This window comes from Streptomyces sp. NPDC032091, assembly GCF_055580265.1.
Genome location: NZ_JBVILR010000004.1, coordinates 314,330 through 335,763, shown reverse-complemented (window position 1 = coordinate 335,763; position 21,434 = coordinate 314,330). Strand labels below are relative to the sequence as shown.

The 21,434-nt window shown below is 74.6% G+C and carries 22 protein-coding genes; 13 read left to right on the top strand and 9 right to left on the bottom strand.

What is annotated here, in order from left to right:
- Nucleotides 1-36: 36 nt before the first annotated feature.
- Entirely contained in the window at nucleotides 37-729 is a 693-nt protein-coding gene (locus ACZ5NJ_RS09675) for a glycerophosphodiester phosphodiesterase (protein ID WP_468764163.1), read from the top strand.
- 39 nt (nucleotides 730-768) lie between these two features.
- On the opposite strand, the gene ACZ5NJ_RS09670 is transcribed toward ACZ5NJ_RS09675, so the two are convergent.
- A complete protein-coding gene (locus ACZ5NJ_RS09670; RefSeq protein WP_468764162.1) occupies nucleotides 769-1,308 on the bottom strand; it encodes a GNAT family N-acetyltransferase in 540 nt (179 codons plus the stop codon).
- A 142-nt stretch (nucleotides 1,309-1,450) separates the two neighbouring features.
- On the opposite strand from ACZ5NJ_RS09670, the gene ACZ5NJ_RS09665 reads away from it, so the two are divergent.
- The 3 genes from ACZ5NJ_RS09665 to ACZ5NJ_RS09655 all read left to right on the top strand — a co-directional run bounded on the left by ACZ5NJ_RS09665 (nucleotide 1,451) and on the right by ACZ5NJ_RS09655 (nucleotide 3,800).
- A complete protein-coding gene (locus ACZ5NJ_RS09665) occupies nucleotides 1,451-2,023 on the top strand; it encodes a DUF5134 domain-containing protein (protein ID WP_468764161.1) in 573 nt (190 codons plus the stop codon).
- A 111-nt stretch (nucleotides 2,024-2,134) separates the two neighbouring features.
- Nucleotides 2,135-3,070: a M56 family metallopeptidase gene (locus ACZ5NJ_RS09660; protein WP_468764160.1), complete on the top strand. Its 936-nt coding sequence runs from the start codon at nucleotides 2,135-2,137 to the stop codon at nucleotides 3,068-3,070.
- 106 nt (nucleotides 3,071-3,176) lie between these two features.
- Nucleotides 3,177-3,800, top strand: coding sequence for a TetR/AcrR family transcriptional regulator (locus ACZ5NJ_RS09655; protein ID WP_468764159.1), 624 nt, complete (start codon nucleotides 3,177-3,179; stop codon nucleotides 3,798-3,800).
- 14 nt (nucleotides 3,801-3,814) lie between these two features.
- On the opposite strand, the gene ACZ5NJ_RS09650 is transcribed toward ACZ5NJ_RS09655, so the two are convergent.
- Complete coding sequence (locus ACZ5NJ_RS09650) at nucleotides 3,815-5,302, bottom strand: LVIVD repeat-containing protein (protein ID WP_468764158.1); 1,488 nt, start codon at nucleotides 5,300-5,302, stop codon at nucleotides 3,815-3,817.
- Nucleotides 5,303-5,380: 78 nt separating this feature from the next.
- Between ACZ5NJ_RS09650 and ACZ5NJ_RS09645 the strand changes: the two genes are divergently transcribed.
- Nucleotides 5,381-6,040, top strand: coding sequence for a DUF305 domain-containing protein (locus ACZ5NJ_RS09645; RefSeq protein WP_468764157.1), 660 nt, complete (start codon nucleotides 5,381-5,383; stop codon nucleotides 6,038-6,040).
- A gap of 54 nt (nucleotides 6,041-6,094) precedes the next feature.
- Entirely contained in the window at nucleotides 6,095-7,453 is a 1,359-nt protein-coding gene (locus ACZ5NJ_RS09640) for an FAD-dependent oxidoreductase (protein ID WP_468764156.1), read from the top strand.
- Here ACZ5NJ_RS09640 and ACZ5NJ_RS09635 read toward each other — a convergent pair.
- The 3 genes from ACZ5NJ_RS09635 to ACZ5NJ_RS09625 form a co-directional block, all read right to left on the bottom strand.
- Entirely contained in the window at nucleotides 7,450-8,010 is a 561-nt protein-coding gene (locus tag ACZ5NJ_RS09635; RefSeq protein WP_468764155.1) for a hypothetical protein, read from the bottom strand. The two genes, ACZ5NJ_RS09640 and ACZ5NJ_RS09635, sit on opposite strands and share 4 nt — an antisense overlap.
- Entirely contained in the window at nucleotides 8,007-8,405 is a 399-nt protein-coding gene (locus ACZ5NJ_RS09630) for an ArsR/SmtB family transcription factor (RefSeq protein WP_468764154.1), read from the bottom strand. The genes ACZ5NJ_RS09635 and ACZ5NJ_RS09630 overlap by 4 nt, the downstream gene beginning before the upstream one ends.
- A 125-nt stretch (nucleotides 8,406-8,530) precedes the next feature.
- Nucleotides 8,531-9,631: an NADH:flavin oxidoreductase/NADH oxidase gene (locus ACZ5NJ_RS09625; protein WP_468764153.1), complete on the bottom strand. Its 1,101-nt coding sequence runs from the start codon at nucleotides 9,629-9,631 to the stop codon at nucleotides 8,531-8,533.
- A 224-nt stretch (nucleotides 9,632-9,855) separates the two neighbouring features.
- Here ACZ5NJ_RS09625 and ACZ5NJ_RS09620 point away from each other — a divergent pair, with 224 nt between their 5' ends.
- The 6 genes from ACZ5NJ_RS09620 to ACZ5NJ_RS09595 all read left to right on the top strand — a co-directional run bounded on the left by ACZ5NJ_RS09620 (nucleotide 9,856) and on the right by ACZ5NJ_RS09595 (nucleotide 16,472).
- The gene (locus ACZ5NJ_RS09620) at nucleotides 9,856-10,944 is read left to right on the top strand and encodes a WD40/YVTN/BNR-like repeat-containing protein (protein WP_468764152.1); all 1,089 of its coding nucleotides are present in this window, start codon (nucleotides 9,856-9,858) and stop codon (nucleotides 10,942-10,944) included.
- 40 nt (nucleotides 10,945-10,984) lie between these two features.
- Nucleotides 10,985-11,536, top strand: a complete 552-nt coding sequence (locus ACZ5NJ_RS09615; RefSeq protein WP_468764151.1) for a GNAT family N-acetyltransferase — start codon at nucleotides 10,985-10,987, stop codon at nucleotides 11,534-11,536.
- Between the two features lie 82 nt (nucleotides 11,537-11,618).
- Nucleotides 11,619-13,133, top strand: a complete 1,515-nt coding sequence (locus ACZ5NJ_RS09610; RefSeq protein WP_468764150.1) for a type III PLP-dependent enzyme domain-containing protein — start codon at nucleotides 11,619-11,621, stop codon at nucleotides 13,131-13,133.
- The gene (locus ACZ5NJ_RS09605; RefSeq protein WP_468764149.1) at nucleotides 13,130-14,449 is read left to right on the top strand and encodes a pyridoxal-phosphate dependent enzyme; all 1,320 of its coding nucleotides are present in this window, start codon (nucleotides 13,130-13,132) and stop codon (nucleotides 14,447-14,449) included. Before ACZ5NJ_RS09610 ends, ACZ5NJ_RS09605 begins: the two co-directional genes overlap by 4 nt.
- Nucleotide 14,450: 1 nt before the next feature.
- A complete protein-coding gene (locus ACZ5NJ_RS09600) occupies nucleotides 14,451-15,650 on the top strand; it encodes an aminotransferase class V-fold PLP-dependent enzyme (protein WP_468764316.1) in 1,200 nt (399 codons plus the stop codon).
- 48 nt (nucleotides 15,651-15,698) lie between these two features.
- Nucleotides 15,699-16,472 carry a class I SAM-dependent methyltransferase gene (locus ACZ5NJ_RS09595; RefSeq protein ID WP_468764148.1) on the top strand — a complete coding sequence of 258 codons (774 nt, stop codon included), beginning with the start codon at nucleotides 15,699-15,701 and terminating at the stop codon, nucleotides 16,470-16,472.
- Between the two features lie 41 nt (nucleotides 16,473-16,513).
- Here ACZ5NJ_RS09595 and ACZ5NJ_RS09590 read toward each other — a convergent pair whose 3' ends face one another.
- The gene (locus tag ACZ5NJ_RS09590; protein WP_468764147.1) at nucleotides 16,514-17,191 is read right to left on the bottom strand and encodes a uracil-DNA glycosylase; all 678 of its coding nucleotides are present in this window, start codon (nucleotides 17,189-17,191) and stop codon (nucleotides 16,514-16,516) included.
- Between the two features lie 186 nt (nucleotides 17,192-17,377).
- Between ACZ5NJ_RS09590 and ACZ5NJ_RS09585 the strand changes: the two genes are divergently transcribed.
- Nucleotides 17,378-18,298 carry a sirohydrochlorin chelatase gene (locus ACZ5NJ_RS09585; protein ID WP_468764146.1) on the top strand — a complete coding sequence of 307 codons (921 nt, stop codon included), beginning with the start codon at nucleotides 17,378-17,380 and terminating at the stop codon, nucleotides 18,296-18,298.
- 88 nt (nucleotides 18,299-18,386) lie between these two features.
- Here ACZ5NJ_RS09585 and ACZ5NJ_RS09580 read toward each other — a convergent pair whose 3' ends face one another.
- The 3 genes from ACZ5NJ_RS09580 to ACZ5NJ_RS09570 form a co-directional block, all read right to left on the bottom strand.
- Nucleotides 18,387-19,454 carry a lactonase family protein gene (locus ACZ5NJ_RS09580; RefSeq protein WP_468764145.1) on the bottom strand — a complete coding sequence of 356 codons (1,068 nt, stop codon included), beginning with the start codon at nucleotides 19,452-19,454 and terminating at the stop codon, nucleotides 18,387-18,389.
- Between the two features lie 54 nt (nucleotides 19,455-19,508).
- A complete protein-coding gene (locus tag ACZ5NJ_RS09575) occupies nucleotides 19,509-20,648 on the bottom strand; it encodes a nitric oxide synthase oxygenase (RefSeq protein WP_468764144.1) in 1,140 nt (379 codons plus the stop codon).
- 204 nt (nucleotides 20,649-20,852) lie between these two features.
- A complete protein-coding gene (locus tag ACZ5NJ_RS09570; protein WP_468764143.1) occupies nucleotides 20,853-21,428 on the bottom strand; it encodes a GNAT family N-acetyltransferase in 576 nt (191 codons plus the stop codon).
- Between the last annotated feature and the right edge of the window lie 6 nt (nucleotides 21,429-21,434).

The window sequence follows — 21,434 nt, the reverse complement described above, 5'->3', positions numbered from 1 at the left end:
GCGCCGGGAGCCGCCGTCGACGGAAGCGAGAGAACCTTGACTTTCCTCACCATCGGTCACCGCGGGGTCATGGGTGTGGAACCGGAGAACACCCTTCGGTCGTTCATCCGGGCGGAACGCTGCGGGATGGACGTCATCGCGCTGGACGTACGCCTCAGCAAGGACGGCGTCCTCGTCGTCCTGCACGACGCCGAGGTGGACCGCACCACGGACGGCGCGGGCTCCGTCGCCGACCTGACCCTCGCCGAGCTGCGCGAACTGGACGCCGGCCAGGGTGAACGGGTGCCGCTCCTGGAGGAGGTCCTGGACGCCGTCCGGGTCCCGCTCCAGGTGTCGGTCCAGGATCCGGCCGCCGCCGGGGCCCTCGCGGAGCTGCTCGTGCGCGAGGACCTGACGGCCCGGGTGGAAGTGGCCTCGGGGGACCCGCAGCTGCTGGCCGGGGTCGCCCGGCGGGTCCCGGGCGTCCGGACGGCGCTGCGCGTGGAGCGGCCCGGGGCGGAGCCCGGGGAACTGGTGGCGCTCGCCCGGGCCGCGGGGGCCGCCACCGTCGCGGTCGACGTCCGCCGGCTCAGCCTGGAGGCGGTGGAGGCGGCCCACGCGGCCGGACTGCGGGTGACGGGCTGGACCGTCAACAACCTGGACCGGCTGCGGCTGGCCCGCGCCCTCCAACTGGACGGCGCGGCCACCGACTTCCCGGAGGTCCGCAGCACCGGCCGGTTCACGGCCTGAGCGCCTCCCGGCGCGCCGCGACGGCCTCCGCGCGGGCGGTCAGAGCGCCTTGACCAGCAGCTCGAAGGCCAGGTCGTCGCGGAGCGGGATGCCGAAGCGCTCGTCACCGTAGGGGAAGGGGCTCAGTTCGCCGGTGCGCCGGTAGCCGCGGCGCTCGTAGTAGGCGATGAGCTCCTCCCGTACGTTCACCACCGTCATCCGCATCTCCGTGACCTTCCAGTCCGCGCGGACGCGGCGCTCGGCCTCGGCCATGACCTCCTTGCCGAGGCCGGCGCCCTGGAGGCCCGGCCGGACGGCGAACATGCCGAAGTAGGCGTGGTCCCCGCGGTGTTCGAGCTGGCAGCAGGCGACCAGCTCGCCGCCGCGCTCGACGACGAGCAGCGTGCTGTCCGGATCCGCGACGATCGCGCCGACCCCGTCCGCGTCGGTGCGCCGGCCGTCCAGGAAGTCGGCCTCCGTGGTCCAGCCGGCCCGGCTGGCGTCGCCGCGGTAGGCGGACTCGACGAGGGCCACCAGGGCCGGCACGTCCTCCTCCACGGCGCTGCGGAAGCTCAGGGCGGCGGGCTGGGCGGTGGACATCGGGCGCTCCGTTCGGTGCGGCGGCAGATCAACGGCATATGACATACCGCAGGACTCGCAGAGAGCCTAACCCGGAGCCGCGTGAAGGGGGTGTGAGCAGGGCATCCCTTCCCGTGACGCCGACGAACCGGGAGGTTCCGCCGTGCACGGATCCGCGACGCCCCTCTCCGCCTCCGCCGCCTCCGCCTGGCTGCTGGTCCTGGTCTGCGCCGTCAGCGGCGCGTACTGCCTGCTGCGGGCGCGCAGAGCGGACGGCGGGACGCGCGGCATGGCCGCCGGCGAGGCGGTGATGGGCTTCGGGATGGCGGCGATGGCCGTGCCCTCGGGGACCGGACCGTGGGGGCCGCAGGTCCTGCTCGCCGTCTGCTGCGGGGCCTCGGTGCACGCGCTGTGGCTGCTGCGCGGCGGGATGCACCACGCGCACCACCTGGTGGGCACGCTGGCGATGGCGTACATGGCGCTGTCGGCGGCCGCCGGGCACGGACACGGCCGGGCGGGGCCGCCGGCGGTGACCGGGGCGCTGCTCCTCTACTACGCCGGGTACGTGCTCCTCGGCGGGGCCCGGCTGGTGACGGCCGGCGGAGCGGCGTCCGTCCCGGCGGGCGGGGGCGGCGCCGGCGCGGAAGGGGCTGGTGCCGGAGGGGCCGGGGAGCTCACGCGGGCCTGCCGACTGGCCATGGGGACGGGGATGTTGGCGATGCTGCTGAGCATGTGACGGGCCGCGGGAGGGCGGTGGCGGGGGCCCCGCGCGCACGGGAACGTGTCCTGCGTCACCAATGCCCCCGGCCCTACCCGTAGGTAGTCCGGCGCTCATAGGCTGGCGGACATGATGGTCCCCGCCGCCCTTCTGCTGCTCGGCGCACTGACCGCGTTCCTCGCGCCCCGGCTGCTGGCCCGCGCCCATTGGCCCGAACGGGAACCCGTGGTCGCCCTGTGGGTGTGGCAGTGCGTGGTGGGGGCGACCCTGCTGTGCCTGGCGCTGTCGATGCTGCTGAGCGCGGCCGCCGCCTGGCAGGCGGTGCGCGGGCGGCTGTTCGCCGTGGCCCCGCACGGGGTGGTGGACGCGTACGGGCTGGGCCCCGAGGGCGGCCCGTGGGCGGCCGGCACGGCGCTCGCGCTGGCCTGCGGGGGGCTGTGGACCGGGGCGATGCTGACGCGGGAGGTGCTGCGGGCGCGGGCCGGGCGGCGCGTCCGGGGGGCCGAACTGCGGCTGCGCGCCCCGCTGCTGCCCGGCGAGGACCCGGCGGCGGCGCGGCTGGTGGTGCTGGAGGGGCCGCGCCCGGAGGCCTGGTGGCAGCCGGGGCCGGCGCCGCGGCTGGTGGTGACGACGGCTGCGCTGGGCCGGCTCAAGGGAAGCCAGCTGGACGCGGTGCTGGCGCACGAGCAGGGGCACGTGGCGGCCCGGCACGACTGGCTGCTGCACTGCTCGCGGGCGCTGGCGCGGGCCTTCCCCCAGGTACCGGTGTTCGCGGCGTTCGAAGCGGAGATGGACCGGCTGGTGGAGCTGGCCGCCGACGACGTGGCCTCCCGCCGCTACGGGCGGCTGACGGTCGCCCTCGCTCTGGTCGGGCTGAACGAGGACCGCGGGGTCTTCGGTCCGGCCTCCGCGCAGGCGCACGTGCCGGAGCGCGTACGGCGTCTGCTGTCGGCCACGCCCCGGCTGTCGGCGGGGCGCAGGCTGCGGTTGACGGCGCTGGCCACCCTGCTGCCGGCGGTCCCGCTGGTGGTGGCTTTCGTACCGGGGCTCAGCGCGCTGGCCTGATCCGGCCTCCCGGACGCGCCTGCCCGAGGCGATCCCCCGCGTCGCCTCGGGCCGACGGCTTCGCGCTGAGTATATTGGCTCGAAGCCAGTCAACGCAGGAGTAAGCATGTCCCCGCGCAGCGCATCGGTCAATGAAGAATTGCGCAGACGTTCCCGGGAGCGGCTGCTGCAGGCCACCGTCGAACTGGTTGCCGAGCGGGGCTACGAGGCGACCAAGCTCGGCGACATCGCGGACCGGGCCGGGGCGGCCCGCGGCCTTGTGTCGTACTACTTCCCCGGCAAGCGGCAGCTGCTCCAGTCGGCGGTGCACCGGCTGATGCACCTGACCCTCGAGGAGGCCCTGGAGCGCGAACCCCGTACGGACGACGGCCGGGAGCGGCTGGCCCGCGCGGTCGACGCGATCCTGGGGCTGGCCCGCGACCAGCCCCGGCTGATGCGCACGCACATGGCCGGGATCCTCCAGGCGGAGGGGTTCATCCGGTGTCCGGAGCAGCAGCGGCTGGCGCACCTGCTCCGGGACACCGTCGTCCGGTACGGCTCGGCGGACGTGGACACCGACTACCCGATGCTGCGCGCGCTGCTGATGGGGGCGGTGGTCGCGGTCCTGCTGCCGGGGGCGCCGATGCCGGCGTCCCGGCTGCGGGCCGAGCTGTTCCAGCGGTACGGGCTGGAGTGGGAGCGGGGGTTCCCGCCGGACGGCGGACCGCCCGGCGGAACGTTTCCCCCCTGAGGCCCCGGTCGGGGTCAGTGGTACTCGGGCTGGCTCTGGACGTTGAGCCGGTCCATCCGGACCCGCTTGGCGCTGTCGGTGCGCCGGTCGTCGAGCCGGAGCACGTCGAGGCCCTTGACGATGTCGTTCGAGTAGATGTGACCGTTGTAGTAGTACGCCGACCAGGAGCCGCCCAGGCCCAGCCGGTCGGTGGTCAGCGGGCCGCGCTCGAAGTAGCCGATCTCCTTGGGCCGCGCGGAGTCGGTGAAGTCCCAGACCGAGACCCCGCCCTGGTACCAGGCCTGGACCATGATGTCGCGGCCGTTGCCGACCGGGACCAGCGAGCCGTTGTGGGCCACGCAGTTCTCGGTGTCGGCCTGGTGGCGCGGGATCTTGAAGTAGCCCCGGAAGACCAGTTTGCGCTGGTCGCCGCTGCCGGTGATGTCGTAGATGCCGTCGGCGCCCCGGTTGGGTCCGGTGGCCTCGTTGCAGGTGGCGGCCCCGCCGCCGCCCAGCTCGTCGGTGAACACCACCTTGTCCGCGCGCTCGTTGAAGGTGGCCGAGTGCCAGAACGCGAAGTTCACGTTGTCCTGGACCCGGTCGATGACCCGCGGGTGCTCGGGCTCGCTGATGTCGAAGAGGATGCCGTCGCCCATGCAGGCGCCGGCGGCCAGGTCCTCGGACGGCAGGACGGTGATGTCGTGGCAGCCGGTGGTCTTGGAGACCCCGGGGTTGGTGGGCGCGCCGGGGTTGCCCCCATCCGGGAAGAGCACCGGGAAGCCGACGACGGCCGCCTTGGTCGGGTCCTTCTTCGGGACCTTGACCACGGAGATGCCGTCGTGCGGGGGCTGGCAGTCGGGGAAGGCCTCGCTGGGCGAGTACGAGGAGACGTAGAGGTAGATGTCGCGGCCGCCCGGCACCAGGGTGTGGGTGTGGGATCCGCAGGCCGTCTCGACGGACTTGATGTACTTGGGGTTCTTCTTGTCCTTGATGTCGAAGATCTTGATGCCCTCCCAGGAGGACTTCTCCGTGGCGGGCTGCGAGACGCTGTTGCAGGAGTCGTCGTTGCGGGAGGAGTCGGTGGAGAGGAAGAGCAGGTCGCCGGAGACGGAGACGTCGTTCTGGCCGCCGGGGCAGAGCACCTGCGTGACGATCTTCGGGCTCTGGGGATCGGCGATGTCGTAGATCGTGAAGCCGTCGTAGTTCCCGGCGTAGGCGTAGTCGCCCTGGAACGCCAGGTCGGAGTTGATGCCCTTGAGGCCGGCGTCGGGGATGTTGGCCAGGGGTTTGACGTTGGCGCTGTGCACCACCTCGTCCTGGCCGGGGATCTCCCCGGGGGCGAGTTCGCGGCCCGGCGCGAGGTCCGCGCTCCGCCGGGAGCCGGCGCCCGGGGACGCGTCGCCGGGGTCGGGGCTGGCGGCCGCCGGTCCGGCGGCGGCGAGGAGCGTAGTGAGGAGTCCGGCGGCCGCCAGGGCCGCCCCCAGACTCCGGTGGCGCACTCGGACGGTGTGCAGCAAGGTCACTGTGCCTCCCGTGGGGGCCCTGCGCTCCGTTCCCGGGTGGGGAAGCGGAACCTGGACCCCGGCAGTATCTTCCTTTCCATGGACATGGCAAACGCATTACTCGGCCGATTCCTGGGGGCGGCCGCGGCCGCCTCACTCCTCCTCTCCCTCGCCGGCTGCACGAGCGGTGACGACGGCCCGCGGGCGGCCGCGGACGGCTCGCCGGTGGTGGTCGCCCCGGGCAGGCCGGGCGAGCAGTCCCGCACCCTCTCCCCCGGGCAGGCCGCCCGGCAGCGGCCCGACGACAGTCCGAACGCCGCCGACCGGGCCTACGTACGGCGCATGATCGAACACCACCGCCAGGCCCTGACCATGACCGCCCTGGCCCCCGACCGGGCCTCGGCGGACGGGGTCAGACGGCTCGCCGAGCGGATCGCGGCCGCGCAGGGGCCCGAGATCGGGGCCATGGAGAAGTGGCAGGCCCGCTACCCGGCCCCGTCGGCCGGCGGGGCCGGCGGGCACGACCACGCCGCGATGCCCGGCATGGCCACCGAACAGCAGCTGCGGGAGCTGACGGACGCCCGCGGCCCGGACTTCGACCGGCTCTTCCTCGCCCTGATGACCGCCCACCACGAGGGGGCGCTGACGATGGCGGGCGAGGCGCTGGCCCAGGGCAACAACGGCGCCGTCGAGGAGATGGCGAACGAGGTCGTGGCCGTCCAGAGCGCCGAGATCCACCGGATGCGCGCCATGGGCTGACGGGTCCGGGGGCCGGTGGCATGCTGGGGAGCATCCGCGGGAGGGAGTTCCGCCGTGCTTCGTGTCGCCGTCGTCGGCTCGGGCCCCAGTGGGGTCTACGCCGCTCAGACACTGGTCGGGCAACGTGAGGTCCCGGGCGTACGGGTCGACGTGCTGGACCGGCTGCCGGCCCCGTACGGCCTCGTCCGGTACGGGGTGGCCCCCGACCACGAGAAGATCAAGTCGCTGACCGGAAACCTGCGTTCGGTGCTGGAGGACGAGCGGATCCGCTTCCTCGGCAACGTGGAGGTCGGCGACGCGCCGCTGACCACCGCCCGGATGCTGGAGCTGTACCACGCGGTGGTCTACTGCGTGGGCGCCGCGCGGGACCGGCCGCTGGGGATCCCCGGCGAGGAGCTGGCCGGGGTGCACTCCGCGACGGCCTTCGTGTCCTGGTACAGCGGGCACCCCGACGCGGGCTCCTTTGACCTGGGCGGGGTCCGCTCCGCGGTGGTCGTCGGGGCGGGCAACGTGGCGGTGGACGTGACCCGGATCCTGGCCCGGGGCGTCCCGGAGCTGGAGCCCACCGACATGCCGCAGCCGGCGCTGGGGGCGCTGGCGCGCAGCGGACTGCGGAGGGTGGCGATGGTGGCCCGGCGCGGCCCCTCGCAGGCCAAGTTCACCACCAAGGAGCTCCGCGAGCTGGGCACCCTGCCGGGGGTGGCCACCCGCGCGGACCCGGCCGAGCTGGCCCTCGACCCGGCGTACGCCGACCCGGCCGCCGCGGAGGCCCTGGCCGCGGTGGCCCGGCGCAACCTGGAGGTGCTGCGCGGCTGGGCCGAGACCCCGGAGCCGGGCGCGGACGGCGGCCGGGAGGTCTCCCTGCGCTTCTACCTGCGCCCGGTGGAGGTGCTGGGCGGCCCCGACGGCCGGGTCCGCGGGATGCGCTTCGAGCGGACCGCGCCGGACGGCCGGGGCGGGGTGACCGGGACGGGCGCGTACGAGGACCTGGAGGCCGAACTGGTGCTGCGCTCGGTGGGCTACCTGGGCGTGCCCCTGCCCGGGCTGCCCTTCGACCCGGCGACGGGCACCGTGCCGCACGCGGCGGGCCGGGTGGTCCGCGCGGGGCGGGCCTCGGTGGGCGAGTACGTGGCGGGCTGGATCAAGCGCGGTCCGACCGGGGTGATCGGCACCAACCGCCCCTGCGCCAAGGAGACGGTCTCCTCCCTCCTCCAGGACGCGGCCGCCCTGGCCCGCCGGGACCTGCCGGGCGACCCCCTGGACGCCCTCCGGGCGGCGGGCCTGCGCCCGGTGGAGTGGGCGGGGTGGCTGTCGATCGAGGCGGCCGAGGCGGAACTGGGCCGCTCCCTGGGCCGCCGCTCGGTGAAGATCCCCGACTGGCCGGGCCTCCACGCGGCGGCCGGCCTCGCTTAGGCCGTCAGGGCGGCGCGCGCCCGGCGCGCGGCCACCTCCTGCGCCGTCACGGGGACTTGGATGCCGTACACGTCGCCGACCCGCAGCTTGTCCGGGGTGCTGTACTCGCCGTAGGTGCCGACGACCGAAACGGCCGCCCGGGACGCGGGCTGCCAGTACGTGCGGAAGTACGGCCCGTTCGCCGCGTACTCCGGGATCTCCACCAGGGGGACCCCCCGCCGTTCCAGCAGGCGCCGCAGCTTGTCGAACCGGAGCCGGGGCGCGAACCGGCCGTAGCGGGTGCGCAGGACACCGTCCACGACGGCGCGGTTCCGCTGGGCGAGCCGGTGCACCTGGACGCTGATGTGGTGGCCCTGCCACGGGTCGCCGCCGCGGGAGCGCTGCCAGTGGAACTCCACGAGCCCGTAGTCGCGCCACAGGACGCCGCGGCCGCCGTTCTCCGCGCAGTCCGCTCCGAACACCTCGGCGACGCGCTCGGGGGAGTCGGCGGGGCCCAGGCCGAGCACGGTGCCGGTGGTGACGGCGTCCACGTGGAACGCCAGGGAGTACGGGGTCACGCGCGGCCTTCGACCCGTGCGGGAGCCGCTTCGACGGCCCGCGCCCGCGGCTCCCCCAGCCGCGCTTCCTGGGCGGCCGCGGCCGTCAGGAGGGTGTCGAGGAGGCCGGGGAAGAGGGACTGGAGGTCCTCGCGGCGGAGGCCGTTCATCTTGGCCGTGCCGCGGTAGGTCTGGCGGACGACACCGCTCTCGCGCAGGACGCGGAAGTGGTGGGTGGTCGTGGACTTGGTGACCGGCAGGACGAAGTCCGAACAGGCCAGCTCGACCTCCCGCTCGGCCAGCTCGCGGACGATGGAGAGCCGCAGCGGGTCGGAGAGGGCGTGCAGGACGCCCTCCAGGCGGATCCCGTCCGGGTCCGGGTGGGCGAGGACACGGGGCGCGTCACGTTCCGTCATGTCCTGCTCCGCTCCTTCGGGTTCCGGCCGGGGGGGGTCGGCCGGTGGTTCCCATGGTACGAGAACCTTCGTACGACCGGGCGGGGTGCGGCGCGGGAGCCGGTGTCGCCCGCGCCGCACGGCGGTCACCAGGAGCGCTGGTACTGGCCGGGCACCGGGATCCGGGCGCCCAGTTCGGCGGCCGCGCGGCGGGCCCAGTACGGGTCGCGCAGCAGTTCCCGGCCGAGCAGGACCGCGTCGGCCTCGCCGTTGGCCAGGATCTTCTCGGCCTGCCCCGGCTCGGTGATCAGACCGACCGCGGCGACCGGGAGGGAAGTCTCGGCCTTGACGCGGGCGGCGAAGGGCACCTGGTAGCCGGGGCCCGTCGGGATCCGCACGCCCGGGGCGAGCCCGCCGGTGGAGACGTCGAGGAGGTCCACGCCGTGCTCCTTCAGCAGGGCGGCCAGGCGGACCGTCTCGTCGGCGGTCCAGCCGTCCTCCTCCAGCCAGTCGGTGGCGGAGATCCGGAAGAACAGCGGGAGCTCCTCGGGCCACACCGCCCGCACGGCGTCCACGACTTCCAGGGCGAAGCGGGTGCGGTTCTCGAAGGAGCCGCCGTAGGAGTCGGTGCGCCGGTTGCTGTGCGGGGAGAGGAACTCCCCGATGAGGTAGCCGTGGGCGCCGTGGATCTCGATGACCTCGTAGCCCGCGGCGAGGGCGCGGCCGGCGGCGGCCGCGAACTGGTCCGTGATCTCGCGGATCTCGTCGGTGGTGAGCGCGTGCGGGACCGGGTGGCCCTCGTCGAACGCCACGGAGCTGGGGGCGCTGGGCCGCCAGCCGTGCGCCTCCGGGCCGACCGGCGCGCCGCCCTTCCAGGGCTGGTCGGTCGAGGCCTTCCGGCCGGCGTGGCCGATCTGGATGCCCGGGACGGCGCCCTGGGACTTGACGAAGGCGGTGATCCGGCGGAGGGCCTCGACCTGGGTGTCGTTCCAGATGCCGAGGTCGTAGGGGCTGATCCGGCCCTCCGGGGAGACGGCGGTGGCCTCCTGGATGACCAGGCCGGCGCCGCCGGTGGCGCGGGCCGCGTAGTGGGCGAAGTGCCACTCGTGCGCCACGCCGGCGTTCGGGCCGAAGGCCTCGGCGCTGTACTGGCACATCGGCGCCATCCAGATCCGGTTCGGGATGGTCACCGAGCGGAGGGTGTAGGGCTGGAAAAGGGCGGCGAAGGCAGCGGGTGCGGCACTCATGGGGCTCTCCAGATGTCACCGGACGCGCACCGGGGATCGGTGCGCGCTAAGTACGAGAATTACCGTACTACGAAATTTCTCGTAGTACGAGAGATCCCGTACAACCGCTCCGGGCGAGCCGGGCGACGCCTCCCGGCCCCGCCTCGGCGGGCGTTGTCAGTGGCCGGGTGCAGACTGGCGGGAAACCTGCCGTATCAGGACAACGACGTCCGGAGGTGTCGGCCATGACCGACGTGCTGCTGCTCGTGGGGACCCGCAAGGGGCTGTTCATCGGCCGGCGCCGGGGCGCCGGCCCGTGGGAGCTCGACGGCCCGCATTTCAACGCCCAGGCCGTCTCCGCGGTCGCCGTCGACGCGCGGGGCCCGGTCCCCCGGCTGCTGGTCGGCGGGGACAGCGCGCACTGGGGGCCGTCCGTCTTCACCTCCGACGACCTGGGGGCGAGCTGGCAGGAGCCCGCCGCGCCCGCGGTGAGGTTCCCGAAGGACACCGGCGCCTCGCTGGAACGGGTCTGGCAGCTGCACCCGGCCGGCCCGGAGGCCCCCGGCGTGGTCTACGCGGGGACGGAGCCGGCCGCCCTGTTCCGCTCCACCGACCGGGGCGGCTCCTTCGAGCTGGTCCGGCCGCTGTGGGAGCACCCGACCCGCTCCGCCTGGGTGCCCGGCGGCGGCGGGGAGGGCCTGCACACGGTGATCACCGACCCGGCGGACCCGGCCGCGGTGACGGTCGCGGTCTCCACCGCCGGGGTGTTCCGCACCCGGGACGGCGGCGCGAGCTGGGCCCCGTCCAACCACGGGGTCTCGGCGGTGTTCCTGCCCGATCCGCACCCCGAGTTCGGGCAGTGCGTCCACAAGATCGCCCAGGACGCCGGGGACCCGGACCGGCTCTACCTCCAGAACCACTGGGGGGTCTACCGCAGCGACGACGCGGGCGCCGAGTGGACCGACATCGGCTCCGGCCTGCCCTCGGACTTCGGCTTCGCCGTCGCCGCCCACCCGCACCGCCCGGGCACCGCGTACGTCTTCCCGCTCAACGCCGACTCCGACCGGGTCCCGGCCGGACGCCGCTGCCGCGTCTTCCGCACCCGCGACGCCGGAGCCACCTGGGAGCCGCTGACGAAGGGACTGCCGGACGGGGACCACTACGGCACGGTGCTGCGGGACGCCCTGTGCACGGACGACGCCGACCCGGCGGGCGTCTACTTCGGCAACCGCAACGGCGAGCTGTACGCCAGTGACGACGACGGCGACAGCTGGCGGCTGCTGGCCGACCACCTCCCCGACGTGCTCTGCGTACGGGCCGCCGTCCTGCGCTGACCTCCCGCCGGGGAGCCCGCCCGTCTGGGAGGCTGAGGGCATGAGCGCGCACGAGCCCCCGGAGCTGCGGCAGTTGACCCGGGCCCAGGACGTCGGCCCCCGGCTCCGGGAGGAGCTGATCGACTGCTGGGAGGCGGTGGTCAACTCCGGCGGCGCGGTCGTGGCCGCCGGGTTCCCGCTGCCCCCCGTCGGCCGGACCGACGTCGCCCCCGTGCTCGACGGGCTGGTCCGCGCCCTCGACCCCGACCTCGCCCGGATGCTCGTCGCCACCGCCGGCGGCGCGCTCGCCGGCTGGCTGGTCGTGCGCCGCGAGCGCCACCCGCTCGTCGCGCACCGGGGCGTGGTCAACCACGTCCAGACCCTGCCCGCGCTGCGCGGCCGCGGGATCGCCACGGCCCTGATGCGGCGGGTCACGGAGGTCGCCCGTGACGGCATGGGCCTGGAGCGGCTGGAGATCGCCGTCCGCGGCGGCCTCGGGCTGGAGGAGTTCTACGGCGGGCTCGGCTGGACGGAAGTCGGCCGGTGGCCGGGCGCGCTGCGGGTCGCGCCCGGCGACGACCGGGACGAGATCCTGATGACCCTCGTCCTCTGACAAAAATGCCCCGCGGGGGTTACGGTCTTATGACCGTTTGCCGACACCGGTACGCATTCCTCGGCGGAGAGGAACAGCTGGGATGAGCAACGACCCCTTGCACGGCGACCTTTCGCACAGCGGCACTCCGTCCCCTCCCCTGTACCTGGAACCGAGGCTCGCACCGCGCGCGGCGGCCCTGCTGGACGCGCCGGCGTTCCTGCACACCCTCGTCGACGCCCTCGGATCCCCCCTCAACGTGATCCTGCCCGACCAGATCGCCGACAACGTCCGCGGCTTCCGCGCGGTGTTCGCCCGCCACCGGCTCGCCGGACGGGTCTTCTTCGCGCACAAGGCGAACCGCTCCAGCGCCCTCGTCCGCCGGCTCACCACCACCGGCGCCTCCCTCGACGCCGCCTCCCTCGGGGAGTTGCGGCACGCCCTGGGATCGGGGTTCACCGGAGCCGAGGTCATGGCGACCGGCCCCAAGGACCCGGAGTTCCTCTGGCTCGCCGCGCGCAGCGGGGCCCTGGTCAACGCCGACGGCCCGGACGAGCTGGAGCGGGCGGCGGCCCTCGTACGGGCGCACGGGCTGCCGCGCCTGCGCGTGCTGCTGCGGCTGTCCGGGTTCGAGGCGCCCGGGGCCCGGCGGCTCTCGCGCCGCAGCCGCTTCGGCACCCCCGTGAAGTCCCTGCACGAGCTGCTCGGCGTCCTCGACCGCCACCGCGCCCGGCTGGAGCCCGTCGGCGTGGGCTACCACCTCGACACCACCAGCGTGGAGGAGAAGGCGACGGCACTGGAGGGCTGCCTGCACGCCATGGAGGAGTTACAGGTCCACGGCCACCGGCCGCGCGCGGTCGACGTCGGCGGCGGCTTCGGCGTCGGCTACCTGGCCCACGCCGCCCAGTGGGAGCGCTACACCACCGAGCTCACCCGCGCCGTCATGGGCGCCCGCCCGCCGCTGACCTGGCGCGGCCACGGCTACGGGCTGCGCGCCGAGAACGGCACCCTGCGCGGCGCGCTCGGCGTCTACCCGGCCCACCGGGCCACCGCGGGCCCCGGGTACCTCGACGAGCTCCTCTCGCATCCGGCACCCCGGCTGGGCCGCCCCCTCGGCACCCTCCTCCTGGAGGGCCTCCACGACCTGTACGCGGAGCCCGGCCGCGCCCTCGCCGACCAGTGCGGGCTGACCCTCGGCAGGGTCCTGGAGGTACGGCCCTCCGACACCGGGGAGCCGCTCGTACGCCTCGCGTTGAACGCCGGCGACGTCAGCCTGGAGGACCACGGCGTGCTCGTGGACCCGGTGGTGCTGCCGCGCGCCGCGGACCCGCCCGGCGGGGGCGGTCCGGTGGCGGTGCACCTCATGGGCAACCTCTGCCTGGAAGCCGACCTGATCACCCGCCGGACCGTGTTCCTGCCCCGGCTGCCGCGCCCCGGGGACCTCCTCGCCTTCGCCAACACCGCCGGGTACTGCATGGACTTCGGCGCGACCCGCGCCCAGGGGCAGGCCCTCGCGCGCAAGGTCGCCGTCCACCGGGAGGGAGAGGACGGCGACTGGCAGTGGTGCCTGGACGAGCAGTACTGGCCGCTCACACCTACGGGGGAAGCGCAGGGATGAGGTACGACAGCATCACCGAAGCCATCGGCGGGACACCGCTGGTCCGCATCGACCCGGCCGTGCACGGCCTGCGCCACATCGACCTCTACGCCAAGCTGGAGATGCTCAACCCCTTCGGCTCGCTCAAGGACCGGGCCGCCTGGAACATGACCCGCGACGAACTGGCCGGCGCCGCCGAGCGCGGCGAGACGGTCGTGGAACTGTCCAGCGGGAACACCGCCAAGGCCCTGGCCCTGATCGCCGGGCTGCACGGGCTGCCCTTCAAGAGCGTCACCAACCGGATGCGGATCCCGGAGGTCAAGGACCTGCTCCTGCTGCTCGGCGCCCAGATCGAGGAGCTGCCCGGACGCAGCGAATGCCTCGACCCCACCGACGAGGACGATCCGCTGACCCTCTTCCACCGGCAGCTGAACCTGCCCGGCGGCGCCCACCTCCACACCGACCAGTACTTCAACGCCCGCAACACCGAGGCGCACGCCACCGGGACCGGTCCGGAGATCATCGCCGACCTGGACGGCCGGGCGCCCGACTGGTTCGTGGCCTGCGTGGGCACGGCCGGATCGTCCACCGGGGTGGCGCGGGCGCTGCGCGCGCACGACCCGGCGGTGCGCGTCGTCGGCCTGGTCGGCGAGAAGTCGGACTTCATCCCGGGCATCCGCACCATCGACGAGGTGCAGGAGGTCGGCATCTTCGACCCGGCGACGTACGACACCCTGGAGCCGGTGACCTCCGACCAGGCCATCGAGGGGATGCTGACGCTGCTGCGCCGCTGCGGCCTGCTCGCCGGGCCCACCGGCGGGGCCGCGTACTTCGGCGCGGTCCGCCACCTGCGGGAGCTCGACGAGGGGCTGACGGAGCGCAGGACGGCGGTGTTCATCGTCTGCGACCGGGTGGAGAGCTACGTCGGATACATCCGGCGGCGCCGCCCGGACCTCCTGGGCCTGCCGCCGGTGCGGAACTCGGTGGCCACGCTGACGGAGGCCGAGGTGGCCGCGGCCGCCGTCATCGGGGTCGACGAGGCCCGCAAGTGGATCGCCGAGCGACACCCGCTGGTGGTGGACCTGCGCGGCCCCTTCGCGTACGCGGCGCTGCACATCGAGGGGTCGGTGAACATCGTGGACGAGCTCTTCGACGAACTGGTCCGCGGCGGGCTGCCGTTCGGCCGGAGCCGGCCGGTGCTGCTGGCCTGCCCGGTGGGCGAGAAGTCGGCCCGGTACGCGGCCCTGCTGACCCGCATGGGCCACCCCGACGTACGGAGCCTGGCCGGCGGGGTCATCGCCTGGCGCGACGCCGGCGCTCCCCTGGTGCGTGACTGACATGGCCGCCCCCGCCACCGAGCTGGCGGCCCTCGCCGACTGGCAGCGGCCGCTGCGCGCCCAGTTCCCCATCATCGAGGGCCACCCGGGCCTGGTCTACCTGGACAGCGCCGCGACCTCCCAGAAGCCGCAGCCGGTCCTGGACGCGGTGCAGACGTACCTGACCACCTCCAACGCCAACGCGGCCCGCGGTTCCTACCCCTGGGCCAACACCACGACGGCGCTGGTGGAGGGCGCCCGGGAGCGGATCAAGCGGTTCCTGGGCGATCCGGATCCGGAGCGCTCCTCGGTCCACTTCACCAGCGGGACGACGGAGGGGCTGCGGACCGTCGCGCGGGACTGGCTGCCGTCCCTGCTCGTCGACGGCGACGAGATCGTCGTCCCGTTCGCCGACCACCAGGCGAACCTGTCGCCCTGGCTGGAGGCCCGGGACCTGCTGGCCCGCCGCGGGGTGCGCATACGCGTCCGGGAGCTGCCGTACCAGGAGAGCTCCGGGGACTACGATCCGCGGGCCCTCGCGGCGGTCACCGGACCGCGGACCCGTTTCGTGGCCGCCACCCACGTCCACCACGTCTACGGCGTGGACATGAACGTGCACCGGATCCGGCAGGTGGTGGGGCCGCAGGTGCCGATCTGTCTGGACGCGGCGCAGAGCATCGGCCACCTGCCGGTGTCGGTGGCGGGCCTCGACGTCGACTTCGTGGTGTTCTCCGGGCACAAGGTTCTGGCCCTGCCCGGGACGGGCGCGGTGTGGGCCCGTGGGCTGCGCGGCCCGCGGCTGCGGCCGGGCGGCTGGAGCGGGACCCCGAACACGGCCGGGATCGCGAGCCTGACGGCGGCCCTGGACTGGCTTGACGCCGCCGGTCCCGGCCGGATCGAACGCTGGACGGTGGCGCTGACCGCGCTGCTGACCGACGGGCTGGACCGGATGGACGCCTACGAGGTGCTGGGCTGCCGGACGAGCCTGGCGGCGGGGTCGCGGGTCCAGCGGCGCCGCAGCCTGGTCACCTTCCGCCACCGGGGCGTCGACTCCCGGGACCTCGGGTTCATCCTTTTCAGCCATGGGTTCATGGTGCGGACGGACGGCCACTGCCAGGCCGGACGGGCGGCGCAGGAGGGCTCCGTGCGCGTCAGCCTGCACGTGCACAACACCCCCGAGGAGGTGGAAGGGCTCGTCGCCGTCCTCGCCAGTCTGCAATGATTTCCATGAGCGGGATGTGGCTTCGGCGGCGGAGGCAGTGCGAGCGGCATGGGTACGGGCACGGGCGGCGTGAGTACGGGGACGGCGGCGCGCTGGGTGGAGCGCTGGGAGCGCCAGCAGCGGCTGTACGCGGTGGACCGGGAGGAGAGGTTCGCGGTCATCGCCGACCTCGTCGAGTACGTGGCGGGCGGCCGGCCGGCGCCGCTGGTGCTCGACCTGGGCAGCGGTCCCGGGTGCCTGGCCGCCCGGCTCGCCGCCCGGCTGCCGGGCGCGGAGGTGCTGGCGGTGGACGCGGACCCGCTGCTGCTGGAGCTGGGCAGCGCCCACTACGGGCGGGCCCTGCGCTACGTCAACGCGCTGATCGGGGAGCCCGGCTGGCTCGGCCGGCTGGGGCTGGACCGCCCGGTGGACGCGGTGGTCTCGGCGACCGCCCTGCACTACCTCGGAGAGGGGACCCTGCGGCAGGTCTACGGGGAGCTCGCCGGGGTACTGCGGCCCGGCGGGATCCTGGTCAACGGGGACCACATCAGCCCGGACTCGGCCGCGATGTCCGAGCTCGCGCGGGACGTGGGGCGCCGGCACGCCGAACGCCACGCGGTGTGCGGCCACGAGGAGGACTGGGAGTCCTGGTGGTCGGGCGCGGCCGGCGACCCGGAACTGGCCCCGTTGCTCTCGCGCGACGGCGAGGGCGGGCGGGCTCCCTGCGAGGGCAACGACCTCACCGTGTCCGGCCATGTCGCGCTGCTGCGCGACGCGGGGTTCGCGGACGTGGGGGTCGTCTGGCAGGTCGGCCCGAGCCACGTCCTGGCCGCCGTCCGCTGACCGTCTTCCCCCGGCCGCCGTCCGCCGGCTCCTGACCGCTCCTACGGAAGGCGCCAGTCGACGGGCTCCGCGCCGCCGCGGACGAGCAGGTCGTTGGCCCGGCTGAAGGGCCGGGAGCCGAAGAAGCCGCGGTCCGCCGACATGGGTGAGGGGTGCGCCGACTCGATGGCCGGGAGGCTGCCGAGCAGCGGCCGCAGGTTGCGGGCGTCACGGCCCCACAGGATCGACACCAGGGGCTTGCCGCGGGCGGCGAGGGCCCGGATCGCCTGCTCGGTGACCGCTTCCCAGCCCTTGCCCCGGTGGCCGCCCGTCTTGCGCGGCGCGGTGGTCAGCGCCCTGTTGAGCAGCAGCACGCCCTGCCTCGTCCAGGGGGTGAGGTCCCCGTTGGAGGGCCTGGGCAGTCCCAGGTCGGTGTGCATCTCGCGGAAGATGTTCTCCAGGCTGCCCGGCACCGGGTGCACCTCGGGGGCGACCGCGAAGCTCAGCCCGATGGCGTGGCCGGGCGTCGGGTAGGGGTCCTGCCCGACGATCAGCACGCGGACGTCGTCGAAGGGCTGCTGGAACGCGCGCAGGACGTTGGCGCCGGACGGGAGGTAGGTCCGGCCGGCCGCTATCTCGCCGCGGAGGAAGTCCCCCATGGCGGCGATGCGGTCCGCGGCGGGTTCCAGAGCCTCAGCCCAGCCCGCTTCGACAATTTCGTTCAAGGGTCGTGGTGCCACGCTGCGTCACTCTACTGGGTCACACTGACAGGGCGTTACCAGCACGTTCCGTCGACTGGTGCTCGCCGTCCGTCAGTTGATCCGGTTGAAGGGTGTATGACATTCAACGGATAAATGGGGACAGATGCCACCTGCACGGGCCCTGCCCGAACACCGGGTTCCGATAAGCCAGTAGCATGCGGCGCCATGAGCTCCCCCACTGGGCCCGCAAACGGCCTGCCCGTACGAATGCCGCGACCCCGCCAGACCGGACGGCACCGCCGGCCCGAGCCCGCGGTGGCGCCCGAGGGCGCGCCCGCGCTGGTGCTCGCCGTGCCCGGTGCCCCTTCGGCCGCCTCCCGGGGGCTCGCCGAGGAGATCATCAGCATCGGCCGTTCCGAGCTGCCGGGCCTGGAGGCCCGGATCGGCTACCTGGAGGGCGAGGACACCGAAGGCGGGGAGTTCCCCTCGCTGTCCGGTGTGCTGAGCGCCGTCGCCGAGGAGCGGACCGTGCGCGCGGAGTTCGCCCGCGCCGCCGGCCACGAGGTGCCCGCCCCGACCGGGCCGGACGCCGTGGTCGTGCCCCTGCTGGCCGGTCCGGACGCCGACCTGCTGCGCCGGGTGCGCCAGGCGCTGATGGACTCCTCGGCCGCCGCCGAGCTGGCCGACGTCCTCGGTCCGCACCCGCTGCTGGCCGAGGGCCTGCACGTGCGCCTCTCGGAGGCCGGTCTGGCCCGCGCCGACCGGGCCCGGCTGTTCACCGTGGCCACCGCCGCCGACGGCATCATCCTGGCCACCACCGGTGGCGAGGAGGCCGTCCAGGCCGCGGGGATCACGGGCATGCTGCTGGCCGCCCGGCTCGCCGTGCCGGTGATGGCCGCCGCCCTGGACCAGGAGGGCTCGGTGGCCGCGGTCGCCGCCGAGCTGCGCGGTGCGGGTGCGGTCCAGCTGGCGCTGGCGCCCTACCTGATCGGCCCGGAGGCGGCCGAGGGGCTGCTGGACACCGCCTGCAAGGAGGCCGACTGCGCCACCGCCGAGGTGCTCGGGGCCTACCCGGCGCTCGGCAAGCTGGCCGTCGCCCAGTACAGCGCGGCCCTGGGCCTCCAGCTGGGCGCGCCCGCCCAGTAGGGCCCACGCGACGAGGAGGGCCCGCCCGGGACGATCCCGGGCGGGCCCTTCCGCGTCCTCGGCCGCGGAGTCGGCCGAACGCCACGAGTCAGCCGAAGACCACGCAGGAGGCGGCCGGGGCGGGCATCGAGCCGGCCCGGACCGGCCTGCCGGTGCCGGGGTCGACGTCGAACCAGGTGACGTCCCCCGAGCGCTCGTTGGCCGCGTAGAGGCGCCGGCCCGCCGGGTCCGCGGCGAGGTCGCGCGGCCAGTGGCCGCCGCAGCCGACCGTGCCCGTGGGGCGCGGCTCCCGCGGGCCGCCGGCGAGCGAGAACGTGACCAGGGTGTCGGTCCCGCGCACGGCCGCCCAGAGGAAACGGCCGTCGGGCGAGACGGTGATCGCCGAGGGGTGGGCCCGTACGGCCCCCGGGGCGCCCGCCGGGGCGACGGGGACCTCCGCGACCGGGTCGAGCCGCCCCGGGTCCGCGTTCCAGCGGCAGACGGTCAGCAGCGGCTCCAGCTCGTGCAGGACGTAGACCACGTCGCCCGCCGGATGGAAGGCGAGGTGGCGCGGCCCGCTGCCGGCGCGCAGCGCGACCCGGTCGCGGACCCGGAGCTCCCCGGTGGCCGGGTCGAGCGCGCAGACGCGCACCGCGTCGGTGCCGAGGTCCACGCCGAGCACCCAGCGGCCGGTGGGGTCGGGCAGCACCTGGTGGGCGTGCGGGCCCGCCTGGCGGTCCGGGTCGGGGCCGGAGCCCTCGTACGCGAGGACCGAGGCGGGTCCCGAGAGGGCGCCGCCGGCGGTGAGCGGCAGGCTGCTGACGCTGCCGGAGGTGTAGTTGGCGGTCAGCAGCCGGCGCCCGGCCACCGCGAGGTGGGTGGGGCCGGAGCCGGCGACCGGAACGGGCGGGCCGAGGGGGGTGAGCCCCTCGGCGGTGGGACGGAAGGCCCCCGCCGCACCCTGCTCGGTCTCGCTCACCGCGTAGAGCACGCCGGTGGCCGGGTCGAGCGCGAGGTACGAGGGGTCCGGCAGGGAGCCCTCCGCCGAGAGCGGGGTCAGCGCTCCGGTGGCCGGATCCACGGCCGCGGTGAGGACACCGCGGCCGCCCCCCGAGGTGAACGAGCCGATGTAGGCCCGGTGTCCGCCGCCGTGGTCCGTGCTGTGCGCGCCGTCCACCGGTGCCCCTCTCCGCCGTCCCGGATCCGTTCCGAGCCGACCGTAACAGAAGGTCTAGACCAAGTCCCGTCCCCAGGCCCGTTCCTGCGCACCGTCGTGGTGGACGTACGCGGTCGCGCTCGGCCGGTCCTCGTAGGTCCGGTGGAAGACGGGGGTGGCGGCGCCGGAGATCGGCGGCACGATCCAGGACCAGTCCGCGCCCACCTCGCGGCCCTTGCTCTCCTCGCGCTCCAGGTGCGAGAGGAACCGCCGCGACTCGGTGTGGTGGTCGGCGATGGTGACGCCGGCCCGGTCGAAGGAGTCCAGCACGGCCCGGTTGAGCTCGACCAGGGCCCGGTCCTTCCAGAGCGAGCGGTCGCTGGAGACGTCCAGTCCGAGCCTGCGGGCGACGGCCGGCAGGAGGTTGTAGCGGTCGGTGTCGGCCAGGTTGCGGGCCCCGATCTCGGTGCCCATGTACCAGCCGTTGAACGGGGCGGCCGTGTAGTGGATGCCGCCGATCTCCAGGCACATGTTGGAGATCGCGGGCACCGCGTGCCAGCGCAGCCCCCAGTCCGCCCAGTCGTCCCGTCCGTCGGGGTGGCGGATCGGGACCTCCAGCACGGCGTCGGCCGGGGTCTCGAACCAGCGGGGCTTGTCGTCGACGCCCTGCACCACCAGCGGGAGGAGGTCGAACGGGGTGCCCGGGCCGCCGGGCCAGCCGAGCCCCAGCAGGGCTTCGGTCAGCGGTCTGTTGCGGGCGTCGCCCACGGTGATCGACGGGTGGTCGCCGTAGCCGGCGTAGCGCACCAGCTGCTCGCTCCAGATCAGCGGGCCGGGGCGGCCCGGCGCGTCCGGGGCGAAGACCGTGATGGTCGGCCGGATCCGGCCTCCGTTGGTGGCCTCCCTCAGGTGCTCGAAGCACTCGGCGGCGATGTCCTCGGCGGCGGTCAGCCCGCGCCGGTCGCGCACCCGCAGCGAGTTCCAGTAGAGCCTGCCTATGCAGCGGTTGCTGTTGCGCCAGGCCACGCGGGCTCCGTGGACCAGCTCCTCGGGTGTGTGGCGGTAGGTGCCGGTCTCCGCGAGCTCGGCCCGCACGGCGGCGAGCCGGGCCCGCGGATCACCCGCGTGCGGATTCTCCCGGTGGAAGAGCCGGACGAACTCCTCGGCTTCCTCCCACACCCGGGCCTCGCTCGCGTGCTTCTGCAGAATTTCCATTCCGGGCCGTTACCCCCTGTCCGGACAGATCCACCCTGTACGTGCCGGATGAATGTGCAGTGAACAATCACCCGTTGTACATGCCGCAGGTCAGCGCCGGGTGCCTGGAGCCGACGGAACACTCCTCCGAGTGATCTTCAGGCATTGGCCTGCGGTTGGGGTGCCGGGAGGCGTACAATCCCCGGCATTCAGGGAGTTGGGGCGTCAGCCGCAGGGCCGGCTCATGTACAGCGCCCGCTCCCCCGCCGCCGGGGTGCCGTCGTAGAGCGCGGTGTCCAGGCCGCAGAGGGAGAAGCCCATCCGCCGGTAGGCGTGCACGGCGGGGGCGTTGACCGAGCTGACCTCCAGCCACAGGTGGGCGGCGCCCCGTTCGCGGGCGAAGCCGGCCGCGAGGTCCATCAGCGCCCGGCCGATGCCGCGGCCGCGGTGGGCGGGGGCGACCTCGATGTCCTCGATGGTCAGGCGCCGGTTCCAGGGGGCGTAGCGGACGGCGGCGAACCCGCAGAGGGCGCCGCCGTCGAGGGCGACGAAGGTCCGGGCGTGCCCGGCGCCGTCCCCCTGCGGCTCCCCGGCGTCCCCGGCTCCGTCGGGCTCCTCCGGCGGGAAGACCTTGTGGAGCGGCGGCTCCACCGGCACCTCCCGGAGGGCGAACCCGTCCGCGGAGGATTCCACCTCGAAGACCGTCCGGGTGTGGAAGGAGCCGTCGAGGCCCTCGATGGCGGAGCGGTCCCCGGGGCGGGCGGTGCGGTACTCGACGGGCGGGGCGCCTGGGTTGGTCATGGCCCC

Bases quoted from the DNA above. Each gene is read 5' to 3' on its own strand.
- ACZ5NJ_RS09655 (WP_468764159.1), top strand. From the start codon at position 3,177: ATGTCCCCGCGCAGCGCATCGGTCAATGAAGAATTGCGCAGACGTTCC.
- ACZ5NJ_RS09620 (WP_468764152.1), top strand. From the start codon at position 9,856: ATGACCGACGTGCTGCTGCTCGTGGGGACCCGCAAGGGGCTGTTCATC.
- ACZ5NJ_RS09625 (WP_468764153.1), bottom strand. From the start codon at position 9,631: ATGAGTGCCGCACCCGCTGCCTTCGCCGCCCTTTTCCAGCCCTACACC.
- ACZ5NJ_RS09615 (WP_468764151.1), top strand. From the start codon at position 10,985: ATGAGCGCGCACGAGCCCCCGGAGCTGCGGCAGTTGACCCGGGCCCAG.
- ACZ5NJ_RS09645 (WP_468764157.1), top strand. From the start codon at position 5,381: ATGGACATGGCAAACGCATTACTCGGCCGATTCCTGGGGGCGGCCGCG.
- ACZ5NJ_RS09600 (WP_468764316.1), top strand. From the start codon at position 14,451: ATGGCCGCCCCCGCCACCGAGCTGGCGGCCCTCGCCGACTGGCAGCGG.
- ACZ5NJ_RS09605 (WP_468764149.1), top strand. From the start codon at position 13,130: ATGAGGTACGACAGCATCACCGAAGCCATCGGCGGGACACCGCTGGTC.
- ACZ5NJ_RS09570 (WP_468764143.1), bottom strand. From the start codon at position 21,428: ATGACCAACCCAGGCGCCCCGCCCGTCGAGTACCGCACCGCCCGCCCC.
- ACZ5NJ_RS09585 (WP_468764146.1), top strand. From the start codon at position 17,378: ATGAGCTCCCCCACTGGGCCCGCAAACGGCCTGCCCGTACGAATGCCG.
- ACZ5NJ_RS09660 (WP_468764160.1), top strand. From the start codon at position 2,135: ATGATGGTCCCCGCCGCCCTTCTGCTGCTCGGCGCACTGACCGCGTTC.
- ACZ5NJ_RS09670 (WP_468764162.1), bottom strand. From the start codon at position 1,308: ATGTCCACCGCCCAGCCCGCCGCCCTGAGCTTCCGCAGCGCCGTGGAG.
- ACZ5NJ_RS09595 (WP_468764148.1), top strand. From the start codon at position 15,699: ATGGGTACGGGCACGGGCGGCGTGAGTACGGGGACGGCGGCGCGCTGG.
- ACZ5NJ_RS09575 (WP_468764144.1), bottom strand. From the start codon at position 20,648: ATGGAAATTCTGCAGAAGCACGCGAGCGAGGCCCGGGTGTGGGAGGAA.
- ACZ5NJ_RS09610 (WP_468764150.1), top strand. From the start codon at position 11,619: ATGAGCAACGACCCCTTGCACGGCGACCTTTCGCACAGCGGCACTCCG.
- ACZ5NJ_RS09630 (WP_468764154.1), bottom strand. From the start codon at position 8,405: ATGACGGAACGTGACGCGCCCCGTGTCCTCGCCCACCCGGACCCGGAC.